General features: G+C 43.5%; 14 protein-coding genes and 1 tRNA gene. 14 read left to right on the top strand and 1 reads right to left on the bottom strand.

Annotation, left to right across the window (positions count from 1 at the left end; translation table 11 throughout):
- Position 1 precedes the first annotated feature (1 nt).
- From guaA to LBQ00_05270, 9 genes are all read left to right on the top strand, one after another.
- Positions 2–1,546, top strand: coding sequence for a glutamine-hydrolyzing GMP synthase (guaA, locus tag LBQ00_05310; GenBank protein MDR2018275.1), 1,545 nt, complete (start codon positions 2–4; stop codon positions 1,544–1,546).
- Positions 1,547–4,999 carry a DNA polymerase III subunit alpha gene (locus LBQ00_05305; protein ID MDR2018274.1) on the top strand — a complete coding sequence of 1,151 codons (3,453 nt, stop codon included), beginning with the start codon at positions 1,547–1,549 and terminating at the stop codon, positions 4,997–4,999.
- Positions 4,983–5,936, top strand: coding sequence for an acetyl-CoA carboxylase carboxyltransferase subunit alpha (locus LBQ00_05300; protein MDR2018273.1), 954 nt, complete (start codon positions 4,983–4,985; stop codon positions 5,934–5,936). The genes LBQ00_05305 and LBQ00_05300 overlap by 17 nt, the downstream gene beginning before the upstream one ends.
- Positions 5,937–6,218: 282 nt before the next feature.
- Positions 6,219–6,761, top strand: coding sequence for a rubrerythrin family protein (locus LBQ00_05295; protein ID MDR2018272.1), 543 nt, complete (start codon positions 6,219–6,221; stop codon positions 6,759–6,761).
- Positions 6,762–7,544: 783 nt separating this feature from the next.
- Complete coding sequence (locus tag LBQ00_05290) at positions 7,545–8,204, top strand: bifunctional precorrin-2 dehydrogenase/sirohydrochlorin ferrochelatase (GenBank protein ID MDR2018271.1); 660 nt, start codon at positions 7,545–7,547, stop codon at positions 8,202–8,204.
- Complete coding sequence (gene ccsB / locus LBQ00_05285) at positions 8,201–9,022, top strand: c-type cytochrome biogenesis protein CcsB (GenBank protein MDR2018270.1); 822 nt, start codon at positions 8,201–8,203, stop codon at positions 9,020–9,022. Before LBQ00_05290 ends, ccsB begins: the two co-directional genes overlap by 4 nt.
- Before the next feature lie 8 nt (positions 9,023–9,030).
- Positions 9,031–10,332, top strand: coding sequence for a glutamyl-tRNA reductase (gene hemA, locus LBQ00_05280; GenBank protein ID MDR2018269.1), 1,302 nt, complete (start codon positions 9,031–9,033; stop codon positions 10,330–10,332).
- A complete protein-coding gene (gene hemC, locus LBQ00_05275; protein MDR2018268.1) occupies positions 10,295–11,194 on the top strand; it encodes a hydroxymethylbilane synthase in 900 nt (299 codons plus the stop codon). Before hemA ends, hemC begins: the two co-directional genes overlap by 38 nt.
- A gap of 41 nt (positions 11,195–11,235) precedes the next feature.
- Complete coding sequence (locus LBQ00_05270; GenBank protein MDR2018267.1) at positions 11,236–11,424, top strand: hypothetical protein; 189 nt, start codon at positions 11,236–11,238, stop codon at positions 11,422–11,424.
- Between the two features lie 12 nt (positions 11,425–11,436).
- Here the strand turns inward: LBQ00_05270 and LBQ00_05265 are convergent, their stop codons facing one another.
- Positions 11,437–12,369, bottom strand: a complete 933-nt coding sequence (locus tag LBQ00_05265) for a bifunctional riboflavin kinase/FAD synthetase (GenBank protein MDR2018266.1) — start codon at positions 12,367–12,369, stop codon at positions 11,437–11,439.
- 47 nt (positions 12,370–12,416) lie between these two features.
- Between LBQ00_05265 and LBQ00_05260 the strand changes: the two genes are divergently transcribed.
- The 5 genes from LBQ00_05260 (at position 12,417) to csn2 (ending at position 19,498) form a co-directional block, all read left to right on the top strand.
- Positions 12,417–12,500 (top strand) — tRNA-Leu (locus LBQ00_05260).
- Between the two features lie 809 nt (positions 12,501–13,309).
- Positions 13,310–17,563 carry a type II CRISPR RNA-guided endonuclease Cas9 gene (gene cas9, locus LBQ00_05255; protein MDR2018265.1) on the top strand — a complete coding sequence of 1,418 codons (4,254 nt, stop codon included), beginning with the start codon at positions 13,310–13,312 and terminating at the stop codon, positions 17,561–17,563.
- Between the two features lie 4 nt (positions 17,564–17,567).
- Positions 17,568–18,458 (top strand): type II CRISPR-associated endonuclease Cas1, encoded by an 891-nt coding sequence (gene cas1, locus LBQ00_05250; GenBank protein MDR2018264.1) that lies wholly within the window; start codon positions 17,568–17,570, stop codon positions 18,456–18,458.
- Positions 18,455–18,784, top strand: a complete 330-nt coding sequence (gene cas2 / locus LBQ00_05245; GenBank protein MDR2018263.1) for a CRISPR-associated endonuclease Cas2 — start codon at positions 18,455–18,457, stop codon at positions 18,782–18,784. The genes cas1 and cas2 overlap by 4 nt, the downstream gene beginning before the upstream one ends.
- Positions 18,785–18,787: 3 nt before the next feature.
- Positions 18,788–19,498 carry a type II-A CRISPR-associated protein Csn2 gene (gene csn2 / locus LBQ00_05240; GenBank protein MDR2018262.1) on the top strand — a complete coding sequence of 237 codons (711 nt, stop codon included), beginning with the start codon at positions 18,788–18,790 and terminating at the stop codon, positions 19,496–19,498.
- Positions 19,499–19,575 lie beyond the last annotated feature (77 nt).

The following is a 19,575-nucleotide window of genomic DNA, read 5'->3' as shown; positions in this document are numbered from 1 at the left end:
AATGGATTACCATGAGGAAATAATCCTAATACTGGATTTCGGGTCCCAGTATACACAGCTTATAGCCCGGAAAGTGCGCGAGCTGGGGGTGTACTGCGAGATCTATCCCTTTAACCTCAACCTTGAAAAAATTAAATTGATGGATCCGAAAGGGATCATTCTTTCAGGGGGTCCGAAAAGTGTGACCGAGGCCGACGCCCCCATATGCGATGAGAATGTCTTCTCTCTCGGCGTGCCCATACTCGGTATATGTTACGGCTTACAGCTTATCACGAGGTTATGCGAAGGAACGGTAGACAAATCGACTAAGCGTGAGTACGGAAAGGCACATCTGTTCGTCGACGACTCCGATCTGCTGCTTAAGGGAATCAAGGACGGGGACGTGGTGTGGATGAGCCATACGGACCGGATACTGCGGATGCCCAAAGGGTATAAGACCCTCGCTCATTCCGACAACTCCCCGCACGCCGCTATAAGGTCGGTGGAGAAAGATATTTACGGGGTTCAGTTTCACCCTGAGGTACACCATACGCTCAAGGGCAATCGTATTCTCAAAAACTTTCTCTATAAAATATGCAAAGTAAAGGGTCTTTTCTCCCCTAAATCGTTCGCCAAACTCGCTGTCGAGCGTATCAGGAACGAAGTAGGTGATAGAAAAGTAATATGTGCCCTGAGCGGAGGGGTTGATTCATCTGTTGTAGCCACCTTGATCCATGAGGCTATAGGGGACAACCTCCGTTGCATCTTCGTCAATAACGGGGTTTTGAGAAAAGATGAGGAGCTGGAGGTCATTGATATTTTCAAGGACAGACTCCACCTGAATCTCAAGTACGTGGATGCGGAGGACAGATTTCTTGCCGCTCTCAAAGGGATAAAGGACCCGGAGCGAAAGAGAAAAATCATCGGGAAACTGTTCATTAAGATCTTTGAGGAAGAGGCAAAGAGCTTAAGCGACGTACAGTACCTTGCCCAAGGCACCCTCTATCCCGATGTTATCGAAAGCACATCCTTCAAAGGACCGTCGGCCACTATAAAAAGTCACCATAATGTAGGAGGGTTGCCCAAAAGGATGAAACTCAAGCTCCTGGAACCCCTTCGAGAGCTTTTTAAGGACGAGGTAAGAGTCGTAGGGAAAGAACTAGGGTTACCGGACCATCTGATCCATAGACAACCTTTTCCCGGACCCGGCCTCGCCATAAGGATCATAGGTGCTATAACCAAGGAACGGTTGAAAATACTTAAAGATGCGGACGCCATCGTCCGGGATGAAGTTGAGAGGAAGATGTCTTTCAGACACATATGGCAGTCCTTCGCGATTCTCATTCCAGTAAAAACGGTGGGCGTAATGGGCGATGAGAGAACCTACGCGAATGTCATCGCGTTACGGATAGTGGAAAGCGAAGACGCCATGACCGCCGATTGGGCAAGAGTGCCGAATGACGTCCTCGACACCATGGCACGGAGAATAATTAACGAAGTGCCCGGTGTAAACCGGGTGGTATACGATATATCCTCCAAACCGCCAAGCACCATAGAGTGGGAATAGATGAGTGATTTCGTCCATCTTCACCTTCATACCCAGTTCAGTCTGCTGGACGGAGCGATACGGTTTGACCGCCTTTTCAAACTGGCAAACGAATACGGCATGCCGGCGTGCAGTATTACAGACCACGGCAATATGTTCGGCGCGGTGGATTTTTATTTTACCGCGAAGAGTTTTGGTATAAAGCCTATCATAGGCTGCGAGGCCTATATTGCTCCCAAATCAAGGTTCGACCAAAAAAGGGTAAAGGGCGAGGACAACGCGTTTCATATCGTACTCCTTGCCATGAACAACCAAGGCTACAAGAATCTCCTCAAACTGATCAGTTTCGCACACCTTGAAGGATTCTACTACGTTCCCAGAATAGACAAAGAACTACTCAGAAAATACCATGAAGGCCTCATCTGCCTTACCGCCTGCCTGAAAGGCGAAATCCCAAGCATGATTTTAAGAGGCAACGAGAAAGTTATCCACGACACAGTGGAAGAATACTATTCCATTTTCGGAGACAGGCTTTATTTCGAACTTCAGGACAACGGGCTTCAGGAGCAGACCGTAATCAACAACGGTCTCGCCGATCTGTCTAAGCGTTACGGTATCCCCCTTGTGGCCACAAACGACTGCCACTACTTGAGGCAGGAAGAGGCCAAGGCCCATGAGCTTCTTTTATGCATCCAGACCGGCAAGACGATGAACGACAAAGACAGACTGGCCTTTCAGAGCGAAGAATTCTATTTCAAATCAAAAGAGAAGATGGCCTCCGCCTTTACTCAATACCCCGATGCCCTATCCAACACGATGAAAATAGCCGAGATGTGCAACGTGGACATTGATGTGGGTACCTATCATTTCCCGGAATTCAAGCTTCCGGACGGGCAGTCTGATATCAACAGATATTTCGAGAGCCTGTGCAATAAGGGGTTCAAGGACCGTATGGGGCAGATAAGGGCCTCCTATAATCACTTCGACGAGCAAATGGAAAAGGAATATGCGGAACGGCTCGTCTACGAGATGGATGTTATTAAGAGGATCGGTTTTGCCAGTTACTTCCTCATCGTCTCCGATTTCATAGGGCACGCAAAGTCCATAAAAATCCCAGTGGGACCTGGGAGGGGTTCGGCGGCTGGCAGTCTCGTCGCGTACTGCCTCCGAATCACCGACATAGATCCCATCAAGTACGACCTGATTTTCGAACGGTTCTTAAACCCAGAGCGCGTGAGCATGCCCGATATCGATGTGGACTTCTGCAAGAAAAGACGTGATGAAGTCATAAAGTACGTTACAGAAAAATACGGCAAGGACAATGTGGCCCAGATAATCACTTTCGGAACGATGCAGTCGAAGGCTGCCGTGCGAGATGTGGGAAGAGCCTTGGGAATCCCTTACGCCGAGGTGGATAAGATCGCAAAATTGATCACATCGGCAGACAACGGCATCGAAAAAGCGATTACCGACGAACAGCAGCTAAGTGACGCCTATCGCAATGACCCCAAGATGGGAGAGCTTCTTGATAACGCGATGGTCCTTGAAGGACTTGCCCGCCACGCTTCCACTCATGCGGCGGGCATCGTGATTGCAAACAAGCACCTCTCTGAATACCTCCCTCTCTACAAAGGGTCCAAGGGCGAAATTATTACCCAGTTCGCCATGAAGACCATCGAAAAGATAGGACTCATCAAAATTGATTTCTTGGGACTCGAGACCCTTACCATCATAGATGAGGCCATAAAGCTTCTGAAGGGCCAAAATATCGACCTTGACATAAGCAACATCCCCTTAGACGACAAGAAAACCTATGACCTTCTGTCTGCGGGGAATACTTCCGGGGTGTTCCAGCTTGAAAGCAGAGGCATGAAGGACCTTCTTACCAAACTGAGGCCTGCCACCTTTGAAGATATAATGCCCCTAATCGCCCTCTACCGCCCCGGTCCCCTGAAGAGCGGCATGGTAGACGAATTTATAAAGAGGAAGAACAACCCTTCTCTTGTAAAATACGAGACACCCCTCCTGGAAGGTGTACTTAAGGATACTTACGGCGTTATAATCTACCAGGAACAGATTATGAAGATAGCTACGGTGCTTGCCAAGTTCTCGATTAAGGACGCCGATTCCTTGAGGAAGGCAATGAGTAAGAAGATTCCGGAGCAGATTGAAGCATATAGAGAGCAGTTTATGACCGGGGCCATAGAGAACGGGGTGTCCTCTTTAGCGGCTAACAAAATCTACGATGTAATCCTCCAGTTCGGGGAGTACGGTTTCAATAAGTCCCACAGTACAGCCTACGGACTTGTTTCCTACCAGACAGCATACCTGAAGGCTCATCATTATGTCCCCTATTTCGCCGCTATCCTAACAAGCGAAGTGAATGATACGGACAAGATGGTGAAATACATCACCGAGTGTAGGGAGGACGGCATAGAGATATTGCCTCCCGATATAAACAAGAGCGATAAATCCTTTACCGTGGTAGATAACAGGATAAGGTTCGGCCTTTCGGGAATAAAAAACGTGGGAGATGCAGCTCTTGACGGAATCATTGCGATGAGAGAAGAGCTCGGAGAGTTCACTTCTTTTCCTCAATTCTTGAGCGCGATTGATTCAAGGAAAGCAAACAAGAAAGTTATGGAGAGTCTCATAAAAGCGGGCTGTTTCGATACTATGGGCCTCAAGAGGTCTCAGCTTCTCTATATACTTCAGGAGAAATCGGACAAATTACAAAAAAAAGATACCCGTAACCTCTATCAGATGGATATATTTGGTAAGGAATACGGAACAAACGATTCGATTGACATACCCGAGATAGAGGAATTGACCCGCGATGAGATACTCAGAGGTGAAAAAGAAGCCTTGGGTTTCTACTTCAGCAGACACCCCATGGAAGGCTATGAGGAACTAATCGCTCAGGTGACTCCCTTTGACAGTCAGAATCTGAAGGATACTGAAACATCGGAAGACATAAGCATGGTCGGGATGGTAAGTAATCGCAAGGAAGTTGTGACGAAAAGAGGCGACAAGATGGCCTATCTGACCCTGGAGGATACGAAGGGTACCGCTGAAGTGATCGTCTTTCCGGACCTCTATTCGAAAAACCTTTCCGGCATCTCTTCAGAGAAACCGCTGATTGTGACGGGGACACTGGATAAGGCGGACGAGACAGGGGCGAGAATAAAAGCAAAGAGTATAACTCTTCTGGAAGATGTGGCCAGAGAGATGAAAAGACAGGTGAGCTTGAGAATAGATTGCCAGGTGTTTAAAAAAGAAGACCTGAGAAAATTGAAGGATATTCTGGTGAGCCTCAAGGGAAAGGCGTCCGTTTCTCTCGAATTTCTGCTGAACGGTAACATGGAATTCCTGAAGATCAGAGATTTACGGGTAGATCCCGTTAAAATGGACGTAGTACTGAGGAATTTCCCGCAAGGTGTATCTTTCGAGGTGTTGGATGAGATATTATCTTGATTTCGAAAAAAGACTTGAGCCTCTTGAGCGGCGAGTTGACGAGATAAAGAGGTTTTATGACACAAATGATTCTCATTATTCCCGTGAGCTTACCTCACTGCAAAAAAAGATCGCCAAGATGGAGAAAGAAATCTATGGCGAACTGACTAACTGGCAACGCTCTCAGGTTTCGAGGCACCTCAACAGGCCGCATACGCTTGATTATGTGGATAGCCTTTTTTCAGATTTCACCGAACTTCATGGTGACCGGAAGTACCGCAACGACCCTGCCATAGTCTCCGGGTTCGCATTTCTTGAAGGTATCAGTGTCGCGGTCATCGGACATCAGAAAGGCAAAGATATACGCAGCATGGCTTTCAGAAACTTCGGTATGGCCCATCCGGACGGTTACAGAAAAGCCATGAGGGTTATGGAAATGGCAAACCGCTGGGGAAAACCTATCATAACCTTCATAGACACTCCGGGAGCCTTTCCCGGAATTGAGGCGGAACAAAGAGGTCAGGCTGAAGCGATTGCATCAAGTATTTATTTCATGTTTTCTCTCGACGTTCCCATTATCACCCTTGTCATAGGAGAAGGGGGCAGCGGCGGGGCGTTGGCTATCGGGGTGGGTGATCGCATACTGATGCTGGAAAATGCCACTTATGCGGTAATCTCTCCCGAAGGGTGTGCAGCCATTCTCTGGAGGGATGGCTCAAAGGGTCCTCTCGCCGCCGAAGCCCTAAAACCCACTTCATATGATCTCCTGAAGTTGAAAGTGATCGACGATATTATCCGAGAACCCTTTGGGGGGGCACACAGGAATTGGCAGGAGACGATGAAGAACACAACGCCGCTGCTGACAAATAATCTGAAAACCGTAATGGACATGTCTCCCGAAGTGCGGAAGCAAAAACGCTATGAAAAATTCAGAGGAATGGGGGTTTTTGAGGAGTAAAGATAGACTCAACATCCCATTGCCAAAGCGATAGAATACCGTTTGACAAAACTCATTCAGGCCTTATCCTATAGCGAAGAAGCAGATGGAATGTGATAGCGTTTATTGTATTTTGCTATAAGGGCATGATATAGTAAACGATAGGTATACTTCATTTTTTTGCATGGAAGATCGGAGAAAAGGTTGCGCGAAAGTAACTTATTCAGTTTGCGCCTAAGTTGGTGCAATGGAAAAAGCATTAACTGCCGAGGATTCGTATAAAACAACAAAGGAGAGATAAAAATGGCGAACTTGAAAGGAACCAAGACCGAAAAAAATTTAATGGAGGCATTTGCGGGCGAAAGCCAAGCACGTAACAAGTATACCTATTTTGCTTCCAAAGCGAAAAAAGACGGCTACGAGCAGATCGCAGCCGTCTTTGAGGAAACAGCCGGTAACGAAAAGGAACATGCAAAGATTTGGTTTAAACTGTTCTGCGGCGGAGAAGTACCCAGCACTGTCGATAATCTCAAGGCTGCCGCTGCCGGTGAAAACGGTGAGTGGACTGATATGTACAAGCGCATGGCGACCGAGGCGCGCGAAGAAGGCTTTAACGACATCGCGGTCCTATTTGATTCGGTAGGTGCGATTGAGAAAGAGCATGAGAAACGCTATCTCAAACTGCTAAAAAACATTGAGGACGGTTCTGTCTTTACGAAAAAGGAAAAGTCTGTCTGGATTTGCCGCAACTGCGGCCACATCGTTGACAGTGAGAGCGCCCCGGACCAATGCCCTGTCTGCGACCATCCGCAGGCGTACTTTGAATTGCGCGTAATCAATTATTAAGAGGAGAGGATAATAACGCGGTAAACAAAAATTTTTATCTGTAAGCATTGCAGTGGCATGATGATGGAGGCGTCCCGGTGGTGTATTGTGGCGATGAAATAACCTGGCTGATCCTCGAAAAATTTTTTACTTTTCGCCTGCGCATCAGGTGTCTCTTTTAAAAAAATCAGCTTGGAATCTGCTCCCAAATATCTATGGCGTCTCTTAAGTTGGGATGAAGATTACTGAATGCCTGTGTGGGAGCTACAACTTCGTTGATAAAAAAAGTACCTATGAATGAGACAAAGTTACTTGTCCCTGTTCTCGTTGCCACAACAAAATCTGCGTTATATTCATTCCCTCAGTAATTACATCCCCTGCCCTCGTACGACCTTCCACGTAATAGCTATTCTTAACAACAATGCCCGATTCATCCATCACTGCAACGTTCACACCGACAGAATCTTATATCAATACCGATTCTGTACATTTGCTTTCTCACGCAGTTTCAAAAACTTTTGATTTTACAAGGTCTCTATGTTAATTAATACTACATTAGCAGGAAGCATTCGACAAAAAATAACCGATGGTACATGTTCGCATTTATGTACATGGTTTAGTACAAAATGTTTATTCCAGACATTTTGCCTACGTTCCACAGATAGGCGTTGGGCCTGAAAGAACGGGCAAGGAACCTCGTGGACAGAGTCCAGGCTACTAAGGCCCCCCATGATCAAGCGGTAAGAGAGGGCTTAGGGTAGCGTTGGCGGAGGACAGAGGCGTTCGCCGAAGAAGGATGTACGGGTGAGTTCACTACATTCGAAGTTAAACACTGATGTCGGGTATTATCCCCTGTTTATGAATATCGCAGGCAAGACTTGTCTTGTAGTCGGCGGCGGTGCGGTTGCGGAAAGAAAAGTAAGGATGCTTCTCAAGTTCAACGCGGTCGTCAAACTGGTGAGTCCCGAGGTCACGAAGGGTCTCTTGAGACTCGCGGAGACTGGACGGTTGCATCTGGAAAAACGAGACTATATAGAAAATGACCTAGAGGGAGTCGTTATCGCGTTTGCGGCGACCGATGTTGAAAATATCAATTCCAGCATAAGGGCCGGGGCGCAGAAAAAAAATATTCCCGTAAATGTGGTTGATAACCCGAGACTCTGTGATTTTATCGTCCCCTCCATAGTAAAGAAGGGGCCCATTGTCATCGCTATCTCCACTTCAGGAACCCTCCCTTCTTTGTCAAAAAGATTGAAAGGGTTGATTGCGGATGAGATCGGCAACGATTATGTCCGGTATGCGGATATAGTCGGCAAAGCAAGAAAATTCCTCCTTGACACAGAAAAGGATGGCAAGAAAAGGAGGATGATCCTAAGCGAGCTGGGAAAAATGGATATTAAAGAAGTAAATAGGATGGGTTTCCGCAAAGTCAAGGAACTGTTCCTCACGTCCGGCAACAAATGAGTATATTCCTTCTGATTACCTCTCTCTGTTTTTACCTTGTATCCACCCTCCTTTATCTGACCCTTCTCGTCTCCGGGAAAAAAGGCCTTGGGATACCCGCCCACCTTTCTTTGATAGCGGGCTTTTTCCTTCAATTCATATCTCTTGTTCTCCGGTACGTGGAAGCAGGATACACGCCCACAACAAACCTCCACGAAGCCCTCTTATTTCTCTCTTTCTGTATCGCTGGCTTTTATCTCTATCTCAGAAGGATTTACCGTATAGAAATCATAGGATGCATAATAGCCGCCATTCTGGCCGTAATACTCATATGGGCGGTCATGTTTCCCGTAGCGATCAAACCTCTGCCGCCTGTGCTCAGAAGTTACTGGCTTCCTATTCACGCGATCTTCTCCTTTGTTGGAAATGCCATATTCTTTATAAGCTTCTGTGTTTCGATTCTCTATCTCGCGGCAGAGAGAAGCATTAAACGAAAAACACTCTTTTCCCTCTCTTTGCGTATCCCTTCCCTCGAAACCCTGGATTCTATAAATTACACATGTATCTCTTACGGCTTTCCCTTTCTCACCATGGGAATCATCACCGGATCAATCTGGGCTGGCCTCGCATGGGGATCGCATTGGAATTGGGATCCCAAAGAGACATGGTCTCTGATCACTTGGATTCTATATGCAATTCTCTTCCATAACCGCCTCGCAATAGGATGGAGGGGCAGGAAGACGGCCTATATGATGATTGTAGGATTCTTTTCCCTGCTCTTCACTTTTTTAGGAGTAAATCTCCTTATCGGGGGTTTGCATTCTTATGCAAACTGGTGATGGCGGACATGAAAGATTTTCTTCACATTGGCGTCTTCGGCCTCAACCACAATACCGCCCCCATTGAGATCAGGGAAGGACTCTATATTCCGGAACGCTCTCAGCCCGAATTATTGACCAAATTGAAAGACCGTGGAATAGACGAGGCAGTCGTCCTGTCGACCTGTAACCGGACAGAGATCTACTTTTCATATAGAGACTGCAATGAACCCCTGGAAGTCATCGGCAATATCCTGGGTAGTCGTTTCAGCGCGGGACGTGAATCACTTGATTCATACGTCTATTCCTTCCTCGACGAAAACGCTTATAAACATCTCTTTCTCGTGGCTTCTGGACTCGACTCCATGGTCATCGGTGAATCCCAAATTCTCGGGCAGGTTAAAAACGCATACCGCCTTGCCGCGTCCCATAACACCACCGGCTTTCTTCTGGACAAAGTCTTTCACCGGACTTTCCGCGTAGCCAAGCGTATAAGAACGGAAACAAGGATAGGATATAACCCCGTATCCATAAGCTCAATGGCGGTTGAGCTTTCCAAGAAAATCTTCTTGGATTTGAGCCGGAAAAAGATTCTTGTAATTGGCGCAGGGGAGATGTGCGAGATTGCTCTCAAGCATTTCAAGAAAGAGGGGCTTAACGACATTTTCATCACCAATAGGACTTTTCAGGACGCCCGCTTTCTTGCCGAAGAGTATAATGGCACCCCCTACCCGTTCGAAGAGATACCGAACCTGCTTGTCAAAGTCGATATGGTGCTCTCGTCCACGGGATCGGAAAAACCTATCATAGACAAGGAAACTGTTCATTCCACGATGAAAAAGAGGAAAAGCCGTCCCCTCTTTTTTATAGACATTGCAGTCCCAAGGGACGTGGACTCCCTTGTGAACAACATTGAAAACGTATATCTTTACGACATTGATGATCTCAAAGATATCTCTCAGCGGCACTTTTCCGATCGGCTCAAAGAATCTCAGAAGGCGCATGAAATCATGGAGGAAGAGGCCCGTAAATTTGCGCACTGGCTCGAACAGCTTGATATAGCCCCCATCATTTCCAGGATAACAGGAAGGCTTGAAGAGGTACGGTCATTGGAGGTAAAGAAAGCATTGGCCAAACTCAAAGGAGCGGACAAAGAGACTCTCGACCGCATTGATATTCTGACCAAGGCACTGACCGCCAAATTTCTCCATCCCCACCTTGCCCTCATAAGGCAGAACGGTAACCCCGAAGTACTGGAGGTAATGAAGAAATTATTCGAACTGGAGGAGGAGAATGAAGAGGAAATGGATAATAGGGACCAGAGGGAGTAAGCTCGCCCTAAAGCAGACAGACATGGTTATGGAGCAGCTTAAGTCCTTTCATCCGGACTTAGAATTTATTACGAAGATAATAAAAACCACAGGCGATATCATGCTGGACAAACCGCTTCAGTCGATAGGCGACAAAGGCTTTTTTGTGAAGGAAATAGAGGACGATCTCCTTAGTGGAGGGATTGATCTCGCGGTGCACAGCATGAAAGATCTTCCCGGCGACCTCGCGCCAGGACTTGTCGTAGGCGCCGCCCTGAAAAGAGAAGATCCCCGGGACGCTTTCGTATCTTTCAATCTCTCCCGCTTCGACCGTGTGGCAAAAGGTTCGAAAATAGGGACAAACAGTTTGAGAAGGAAGTCCCAGATCCTAAATTTGAATCCTGGAGTTGTAATCATACCGATAAGGGGTAACATAGATACGAGGATCAGTAAGATTGAGACCCTTGGCTTGGATGGCGCTATTCTTGCCCTTGCCGGGATGAAAAGGATGGGCTTCGAGAGTCTCGTCAAGGATATTTTATCTCTCGACATGATGGTCCCCTCCTCTGGCCAGGGCGCCATATGTGTGGAGACACGGGATGAAAAGGTTTTGATTGATCTCTTGAGACCGATTGACGACCCGGAGACCCGAAAAGTTGTCACTATAGAGAGAAAAGTCCAGAATATGATGGGCGGAGGATGCAGTGTTCCTCTCGGCATCAATGCGGCGGTGACCGATGGTGTCCTCACATTACGCATAGCCTACGGCGATGAAGATGGAGTACGTCTCGCAAGAGTAAAGGAATCTGGTAGCCAGGTCGAGGCAGATGAGATAGTCCGACGCGCCGTTGAGAAGGCAACTGCAGGATTTAAGGATTCCTGAGCAACCGCAGACTGGTCGAATTTTATCGAAAGGAGCGTCCCATGAAACATATTTTTGAATTTTGCGATCTCATGTGCAAATATGCAAGTATACCGGAGGAAACAGCCTTGGATGGGGCAGGCAGCTGCCGCACCTTTGTCGCCATGTATTGCACCCTCAAGAAATCACTCGTACATAAGAATATGCCCTGCAGCAAAAAATCACTCAAGAAGGCAAAGCAGGGGAAGTAAGATAACTCTCCCTCACTCCAGTCCCCGCTTTATAAAATAATCGGAAGCGGTTTCCACATCAAACGCTATCCTCCGCTTCAGCTCTTCCACGGAACCGAATTTCATTTCATCCCGAATCCGCTTATAGAAATACAGGGTTACTTCGCAGCCATAAAGGTCACCGGAAAAATCCATGATGTGAGTTTCTATTGAAAGTTCCTTGCCGTCGAAAGTTGGGTTATAACCTATATTGGTCACTGAATGGAACCGTCTGTTGGTCGTTTCAATTTCCGTTACGTAAACACCTTCCTTCGGGATAAGTTCGACCGCTGTCGCGATATTGATGGTCGGAAACCCCAGTTCTCTTCCTCTGCCAAATCCCTTTATAACCCGTCCTTCCATAAGATAGGGTTGGCCCAGGCATGCCATGGCTCTCTCGGTCTCGCCCGATCTCAACATCTTCCTGATCCTGTTGCTCCCGATTTTTTCGCCATCAAGTGTGATCGGCTCGACGACATGAAAGAAGAAACCGTTTTGCGCCGACAAACCCTTCAGAAGATCCACATCCCCTCTCCCCTGCCGTCCAAACCTGAAATCATAACCTATAATAAGCCCCTTGATACCCAATTTATCCACAAGGATGTCTTTTACATAGTCCTCGGGCTCTATAAGACGGAACTGTTCCGTAAAAGGTACAATGATAAGCGCATCAATCCCCGCTTCCTCTATCAACCTTCTCTTTAAGCCGTTGGGCGAGATGAGTCCGATAAGCGCATCCGGCTTCACTACTGTGAGGGGATGGGGGCTAAAGGTCATAAGCATGGATGTTCCTCCCAAGCGATGAGCCTCATCCTTCACTTTCTCAATGATTTGCCTGTGCCCCACATGAACCCCGTCATAGTTGCCTATGGTCAGCACCGGATTGGTAAATCTCTCGGATATATCGAGGGATTCAAAAATTCTCATAGTTCACCTCTTGACATAGACTCAATATCCATATAAGCTGATGCAGTGCCGAAGTGGCGGAATAGGCAGACGCGCTAGGTTCAGGGTCTAGTAGGTGCAAGCCTGTGCGGGTTCAAATCCCGCCTTCGGCATTTAATCCTGTCAATAATATCATATACTTACCTTTTTATCAATCACAAAAAATAGCCTGTTTGAAATCCGTGTCCTGTATCGGGCAGTATGGTTTTTCAATCACTTGCATTGCAATCGCCAAGACTGGCGGTGTGCTCGAGATAGAGGCATCCCGAAAAGTCGGATTCTGTGAAAAATGAAATTGCACCAAAATTTGTTTTTCCGGACCATAGAGCACTTAAAAAATTTAAACGCACCCTTCCCTCTCAAGTCTTGCGTTTAAGTAATATTTCAAGTAATTTCTGTTTTTTAGAGGCATTAATGGATTATGGACGAAATATATAAATGAGGTCGAAAAACCAAGGGGCTAAAGCTTAATCGCTCCCTGCGGCTTGCCTTTATGCTTGTAAGTGAAACCCAGTACAAAGGTGATAAACACAAATCATTGAGAAAATTTTGCATAATAAATTTAAAGTCAGTGATATTATATTTTGACAAAAATCAAAGCCAGCAAGGAGTAACTCCTTTATTTATATATACTTACAGTGATCACTCTGAACCGGATGAATAGCAGGTATTTCTGGATATTTTGTGACTATTGCACACAATTTAAAAATATTTTTATGGTATAATAGAAATCTGAATGAGTGGTTTCAGGTTCCCTTTGATGTGATTGCGCTGCAATAGAACTGATTATTACGGGTGAAATTGTGAATTATAAGTATTGTCGGGATAAAAGAGAAATAATCGAATTAACAAATAGAGGGTGATATTTGGGATTTAATTATGATTAAAATCTAAACAATTTTCAAAGGAATGGGGGGCTAGGATGAAGCAAATAAATAAAAAGATGCCGTTGGCAAAGAAAATGATAAGGGACTGGTATTTGGGGCTGGACATAGGTACAAATTCAGTCGGATTTTCCGCCACTGATTCAGAATATAATATTCTAACCAAAAACGGTAAACTGCAATGTGGTGTAAGATTATTTGAAGGTGCGCAAGACGCATCGACAAGGCGCGGTTTTCGTTCATCACGCAGGCGTTTTGCAAGACGCAAGGTTCGCATTGATTTATTGCAAGAGCTTTTTAATTCGGCGATTGCGGAAAAGGACCAAGCGTTTTTTATTCGCTTAAATGAAAGCAATTTACATTTCGACGATAAGACTGAAAAAGCTAAATATCCCCTGTTTAATGACTCTAATTTTGCAGACAAAGACTACTACAAAAAATTCCCGACAATTTATCATTTGAGAAAGCATCTTCTTGAAAATGACGAAAAAGACCCTCGCTTAATATATCTTGCCTGCCATCATTTGATAAAATATCGTGGGCATTTTTTATCCTCAAATTTCAATACAAGCCGCAGCAATAGCGGCTACAAAGACATAATTGATGCCATAAATGCGCAAAAAGAGAATAATACAACCTTTGAGAATAATACACCCTTTGACGCCACCAATATTGAAGCCATTGCCGGAATTATCAAGGATAAAAGTAAATCCGTGGCAAAACAATGGCTTGAGATTCACGGAAAACTAAACCCCAACAATAATAGGTCATTAAAACATGTATTTACCGCAATGCAAGGAAATAAAATCAATTTGTCCGAAATTTTTGGCGCTCATTTAAAAGATGACGAAAAGGAATTAAAGGGCAATAAACAACTCGAAAACTTCAAATTTTCCGCTGTTTCCGAAAAATATGACGAATGTCTAGCTGACGTTGAAACTATTTTAAATGATGACCAACTTGGTTTTTTAGTGTTGCTTAAATCTTTCTATGATTTAGTGCAGCTTAATCGCGTTATGGCGGACTCAAATTTTGTTTCAGAAGCGCTTGTACAAAGATACAATGAGCATAAAGCCGATTTAAAATTACTAAAAAACTTTATCAAAACATATCTTTCAAATGAATACGGTAAAATGTTCCGTAAGAACACGGATTTTAAAGATAAAGATTTTATTCACGCCTCTTACGTTAATTATGTTGGCTCTAATATTGTCCACAATAAAAAATCAGTTTCGCATTTTATAATGTGCATCGACAAAGGGTCAGAGCCAATGACGGCAAACCATGAAGATTTTTTGAAATACACGAAAAGTATATTAGAAAAAGCAAGCGATGAGGCAAGGACGACTGACGAATGCAAAACCTTGGAAGAAAAAATTGAAAACAAAACACTTTGCAAGATTCACAACACGCAAGACAATTCATATATTCCATATCAACTGCACGAAGCGGAACTTAAAGCAATTTTAGAAAAACAAACAGGGAACTTCGGCTTTCTGCAAAATAAAGATAACCACGGAACGGTCGCAGATAAAATCGTATCCCTTTTGACTTTTCGCATACCATACTATGTTGGACCATTAAACGAAAAGCACAAAGGCAAGTTTACCTGGATTGAAAAAAATTCTGGCTTTGAAAATACAAAGGTTTTGCCCTGGAATTTCAATGAAGTTGTTGACGCCGCAAAAAGCGGTGAAAATTTCATTACCCGAATGACCGCAAAATGCACCTATCTCAAGGCCGAGGATGTTATCCCGAAATCAAGTTTGCTTTATCAAAAGTATATGCTCTTAAATGACTTAAATAATCTTAAAATCAATGGCAATCGCATAGGACAAAAATTAAAGAAGCTTTTATATAATAACATGTGTCAACGCGAAACCTCGCTTTCAAAAACAAAAATCAAAAAATATTTAGTTGAACAAGGGGAAACTCGCACCAAAGATGCGGTTGGCAAAGAAAATGATAACGACACGGCTTTTAATTCGTCGCTTTCATCACTGATTAAATTTAAAGGTATTTTGGGCAACAACATTAATGAAGAAATGTGCGAAAACATTATAAAGTGGCACACAGTTTTTGGGGATGAAAAGTCCCCTGTCAGAGCGAAAATCGAAGCACAATACGGTGATAAACTTACCGAGGAGCAGATACAAAAACTAAGTAAATTGTCATTTAAAGGCTGGGCGAGATTTTCCGCTAAATTTTTGAGCGGAATTACCGTTACTGATAAATCGACGGGCGAAACAGCTTTGACAATTATAAAATTGCTTGAAGAAACGACCCTTAACTTAATGGAAATTCTCAACAGTGACCACTACATTCAAAGAAATGGCGGCAGTATCATCGAAAAATTTACCAATGTCATTGAAAAAGAGAATGCAGGCTTACAAAAAGAAAAAGTTGACCATGACCTTGTAGCAGGGCTTTATTGTTCGCCAACAGTTAAACGCTCCATTTGGCAAGCGATTTTAATTTGTAAAGAACTCATGAAAATTAACGGCTGTGCGCCAAAAAAAGTTTTCATAGAAGTAACCCGTACTGATGACAAAAAGCAAAAAGGCAAGATGAAATCAAGCCGCCGCAAGCAAATTGAGGAACTCTTAAACAAGGCCGCTAAAGATAGTCGTGACATTCAGACGTTAAAAGCAGAGTTTGACGGCAAAACGGATGAAACGGAATTTCGTTCCGATAGGCTTTATTTTTATTTCACACAGTTGGGTAAATGTATGTACAGCGGCGAAAAAATTGAGTTGTCCAATTTGAACAACTACAGTCTCTACGACATTGATCATATTTATCCACAAAGCAAAATCAAGGATGATAGTTTAACAAACAGGGTGCTTGTTAAACGGTACGACAACGCATACAAAAGTGATGCGTACCCGATTGAACAACCTATTCAAACTAAAATGTCCTCGTTTTGGGGAATGTTAAAAGGCAAGGGGCTGATAAACGCCGAAAAATATAGTCGTCTTATTTGCACTCAAAGTCTGGACTATGACACTATCGGCGGGTTTATCAACCGCCAGCTTGTTTCGACAAATCAAGCGGTAAAAGAAACGGCGAATGCACTTAAAATTCTATTTGGCGATGATACGAAAATTGTTTACTCTAAAGCAAGCAATGTAAGCGATTTTAGAAATAATTATGGGCTTGTCAAATGCCGCGAAGTGAACAATTTGCACCACGCTCACGATGCGTATCTCAATATTGTTGTCGGCAATGTGTGGGATAGTGTTTTTGGGCAATATTGGAAAACTAATTTCACATTTAACGAAAACACTGCTATCGACAAGCTGTTCAAATGTGACCGCAATGGTATTTGGCAAAATACATATATTGATAAAATAAAAGCGTATTTGTTCGACAACAAGAAATATCTTGATAAATTCCCCGTAACCACCCGCCCATTTGAGAAAAAAGGAGAATTTTACGACCAAACAATTCATCCGAAAGGCAAGGGGCAGTTTGAGCTTCACAAAGGCTTTGATACTGCAAAATACGGCGGATATATAAGGGGATACACTGCTTATAACTGCCTTATTGAATATGATGATGGCAGAAATGGTGAAAGAATTCGAGGTATTTTCTCTGTCCCTGTGAGGTTTGTTCATCTTGAAAAAGACAACAGACGAGATGAATTACTGGCAAAAATAGTGGCTGATAATAAAATTGCTGATAAAAACCCGAAAGTTATTATTTCAAAAATACAAATGTTTAGTGTCCTTGAAGTGGACGGAGTTCGTTATCACATGCGCTCAGGCGATTTGCAATGCTCTGTTACAACCGAATGGTATCCCGACAAGGGGATTATTCAGATTATTCACGACATTTACAAATATAAAAAACTTGTCAAAGATAAACAAATCACCGAAGACAAAGAAACATATAAAGATATTGTTTTTGCCACTCGCGAGAGAAACCCAAAAACAAAAGAGGGCAAAAAAATTTCCCGTGAAAATAACCTCAAGCTTTATGATGCAATAATAGAGCAAGTCAAAAAGCCATTTTATGCGAACTACACTTTTGCAAAAAAAGTTAAAGAAAACAAAATTGATAGAGAAAAATTCAGGGAATTGCCAACTTATAAACAAATGGAGCAGTTGGTCGGTCTTTTGAATTTAATAACAACAAATGGCAAGGGTTTCAATGCAGTAAAAATTGGCGGTGTCGCAAATGAAGTTTCCATATATAAGGTTAAAGAAATTCCGGAAAGAAATATATACCTCATCACCCAATCAGTCACAGGGCTGTTTGAAAACAGAGTTGTTATAAACCATAAAAGGTGATTTTATGGCGGGTTTTCGAACAATTGTCATTAACAAGCGTTGTAAATTAGAATCTCTGCTCGGCTCGCTTGTTGTTCGCTCGGAAACCGAAGAGCGGATACACATCAAAGAGATTGAAACACTTATCATCGAAAGTACGGCTGTCGCTTTAACAGCCGCCCTTGTTGCAGATTTGACCGAGGCAGGTGCGAATATAATATTTTGTGACAAAAAGCATCTCCCAGCCTCTGTTTTTCTGCCCGTTCACGCCCATTTCAGTGCTGCAAAAAACATTAAAGAGCAGATTGCTTGGAACGAAACCTTAAAAGCAAGGTGTTGGCGGCAGATAATTAAAGAAAAAATCCGCCAGCAGGCTTTATTTTTGTCAGAACTGGACAAGCAAGAAGAACACTCTGCACTGATGGAATATCAAAACAATGTACGGATAGGCGACTTTGAAAATCATGAGGCAAGGGCGGCGGCGGTTTATTTTAGGGTGCTATTTGGTTCAGACTTTAGCAGAAGCGCTCCGCGCCTTCATAATTTTGCATTAAATTATGGCTATACTTTGCTTATGGCAGCATTTGCACGGGAAATTTCTGCTTGTGGTTACTTAACCGAACTGGGCATTTGGCACAAGGGCGTTGAAAATGCTTTCAACTTGGCAAGTGACCTAATGGAGCCTTTTAGGGTGGTTGTTGACAGATTTGTTGTATTTCTTCCAGAAGATGACGAAGAAAAATACAAACGCTATATGCTGCCGTTTTTATATTCAAGGGTAAAAATGAATGGTGAAAATCAAAGCCTTGTTCCCGCAATAAGAATATATCTGCACCGCATTTTTCGCTTTATGCGTCAGGAGGTTGACGATATATTCGGTATAGAAATTTTAGACGAAAAAGAGAACCGGGAATGAGCTGGAGATTTATGCGAACAATGGTGTTTTTTGATTTGCCGACTAAAACGGCAGAAAACAGAAAAAATTATACGAGGTTTCGCAAATTTCTTATTGAAGATGGCTTTATGATGTTACAGTTTTCTGTCTATACAAAACTTGCAATCAACAAAACCGTAGCCGGTCAAATTCGCAGACGGCTTGAGCAGAATAAACCTGAAATCGGTAATATAGCAGTTATGGAAATAACAGAAAAGCAGTTTTCAGACATTGCTTGGATATTGGGCAGCAAACAAAGTAATATCCTGGACACAACCGAGCGTTTGACAATATACGATGAGGAATAAAGGATGAATGAACTTACACTTTCAAGATACGGCATAGAACCTAGCATTATAATCCCCGAAACAAATTTTTTCACACTTGTGGTTGAAAACAAGAAATTTTTGCTTCAAATGTTGACGGAATTAAGATGTCAAATAGAAGATGGTAAAAACGACAATGACGATGGCCTTAACCTTTCTTTTGGTGGCAAACCCGTTGATATCGAGAAAAATGCGTCAATCATATTCGATTTTACAGACATAAACTTCAATTCAAAAACAATAACAAATTTGCTGACCAAAAAATTCGCAGAGTTTTTGGGTCTTGGCGAGCAGTCAGGGCCGCTTATGAACCTTGAAGCCATAATACTTAATTTAGCGGAAAATTTTAGATTGAAATCAGGCTTAAACATTGAATACGATGCGGTTATGAATGGCAGCAATCTCGCCAAAGTTTGTTCTCTTAAAATTGCAGATGACAAGCGGGGCTTGCTTGAAAGGTTGTGCGAATATGTAAATTTGCTTTGTGACTTAAAGCCTCTCAAATTGCTCATTCTTGTTTTTGGCAAAGAGTTTTTGTCAAAAATGGGTATTGATAACTTTTACAAACATTGCTGCGATAAAAATGTCAGGGTGCTAATAATAGAAGGTATTGATAAAACAGGACTGCTTGAAAATGAAAGGCGACTTATTATTGATGCTGATTTATGCACTATTCCATTGGGATACGCTGATTGACAGCCAATAAACACCAATGTTACAATAATTGAAAGTGTAAAAATTGCACGGCGAGTTTAGATAAATTTTCTACAAAT

Source organism: Syntrophobacterales bacterium, assembly GCA_031274925.1.
Classification (GTDB): Bacteria; Desulfobacterota; Syntrophorhabdia; order Syntrophorhabdales; family Syntrophorhabdaceae; genus PNOM01.
The sequence above is the reverse complement of the archived record's forward strand: the minus strand, read 5'-3'. Positions and strand labels throughout refer to the sequence as shown.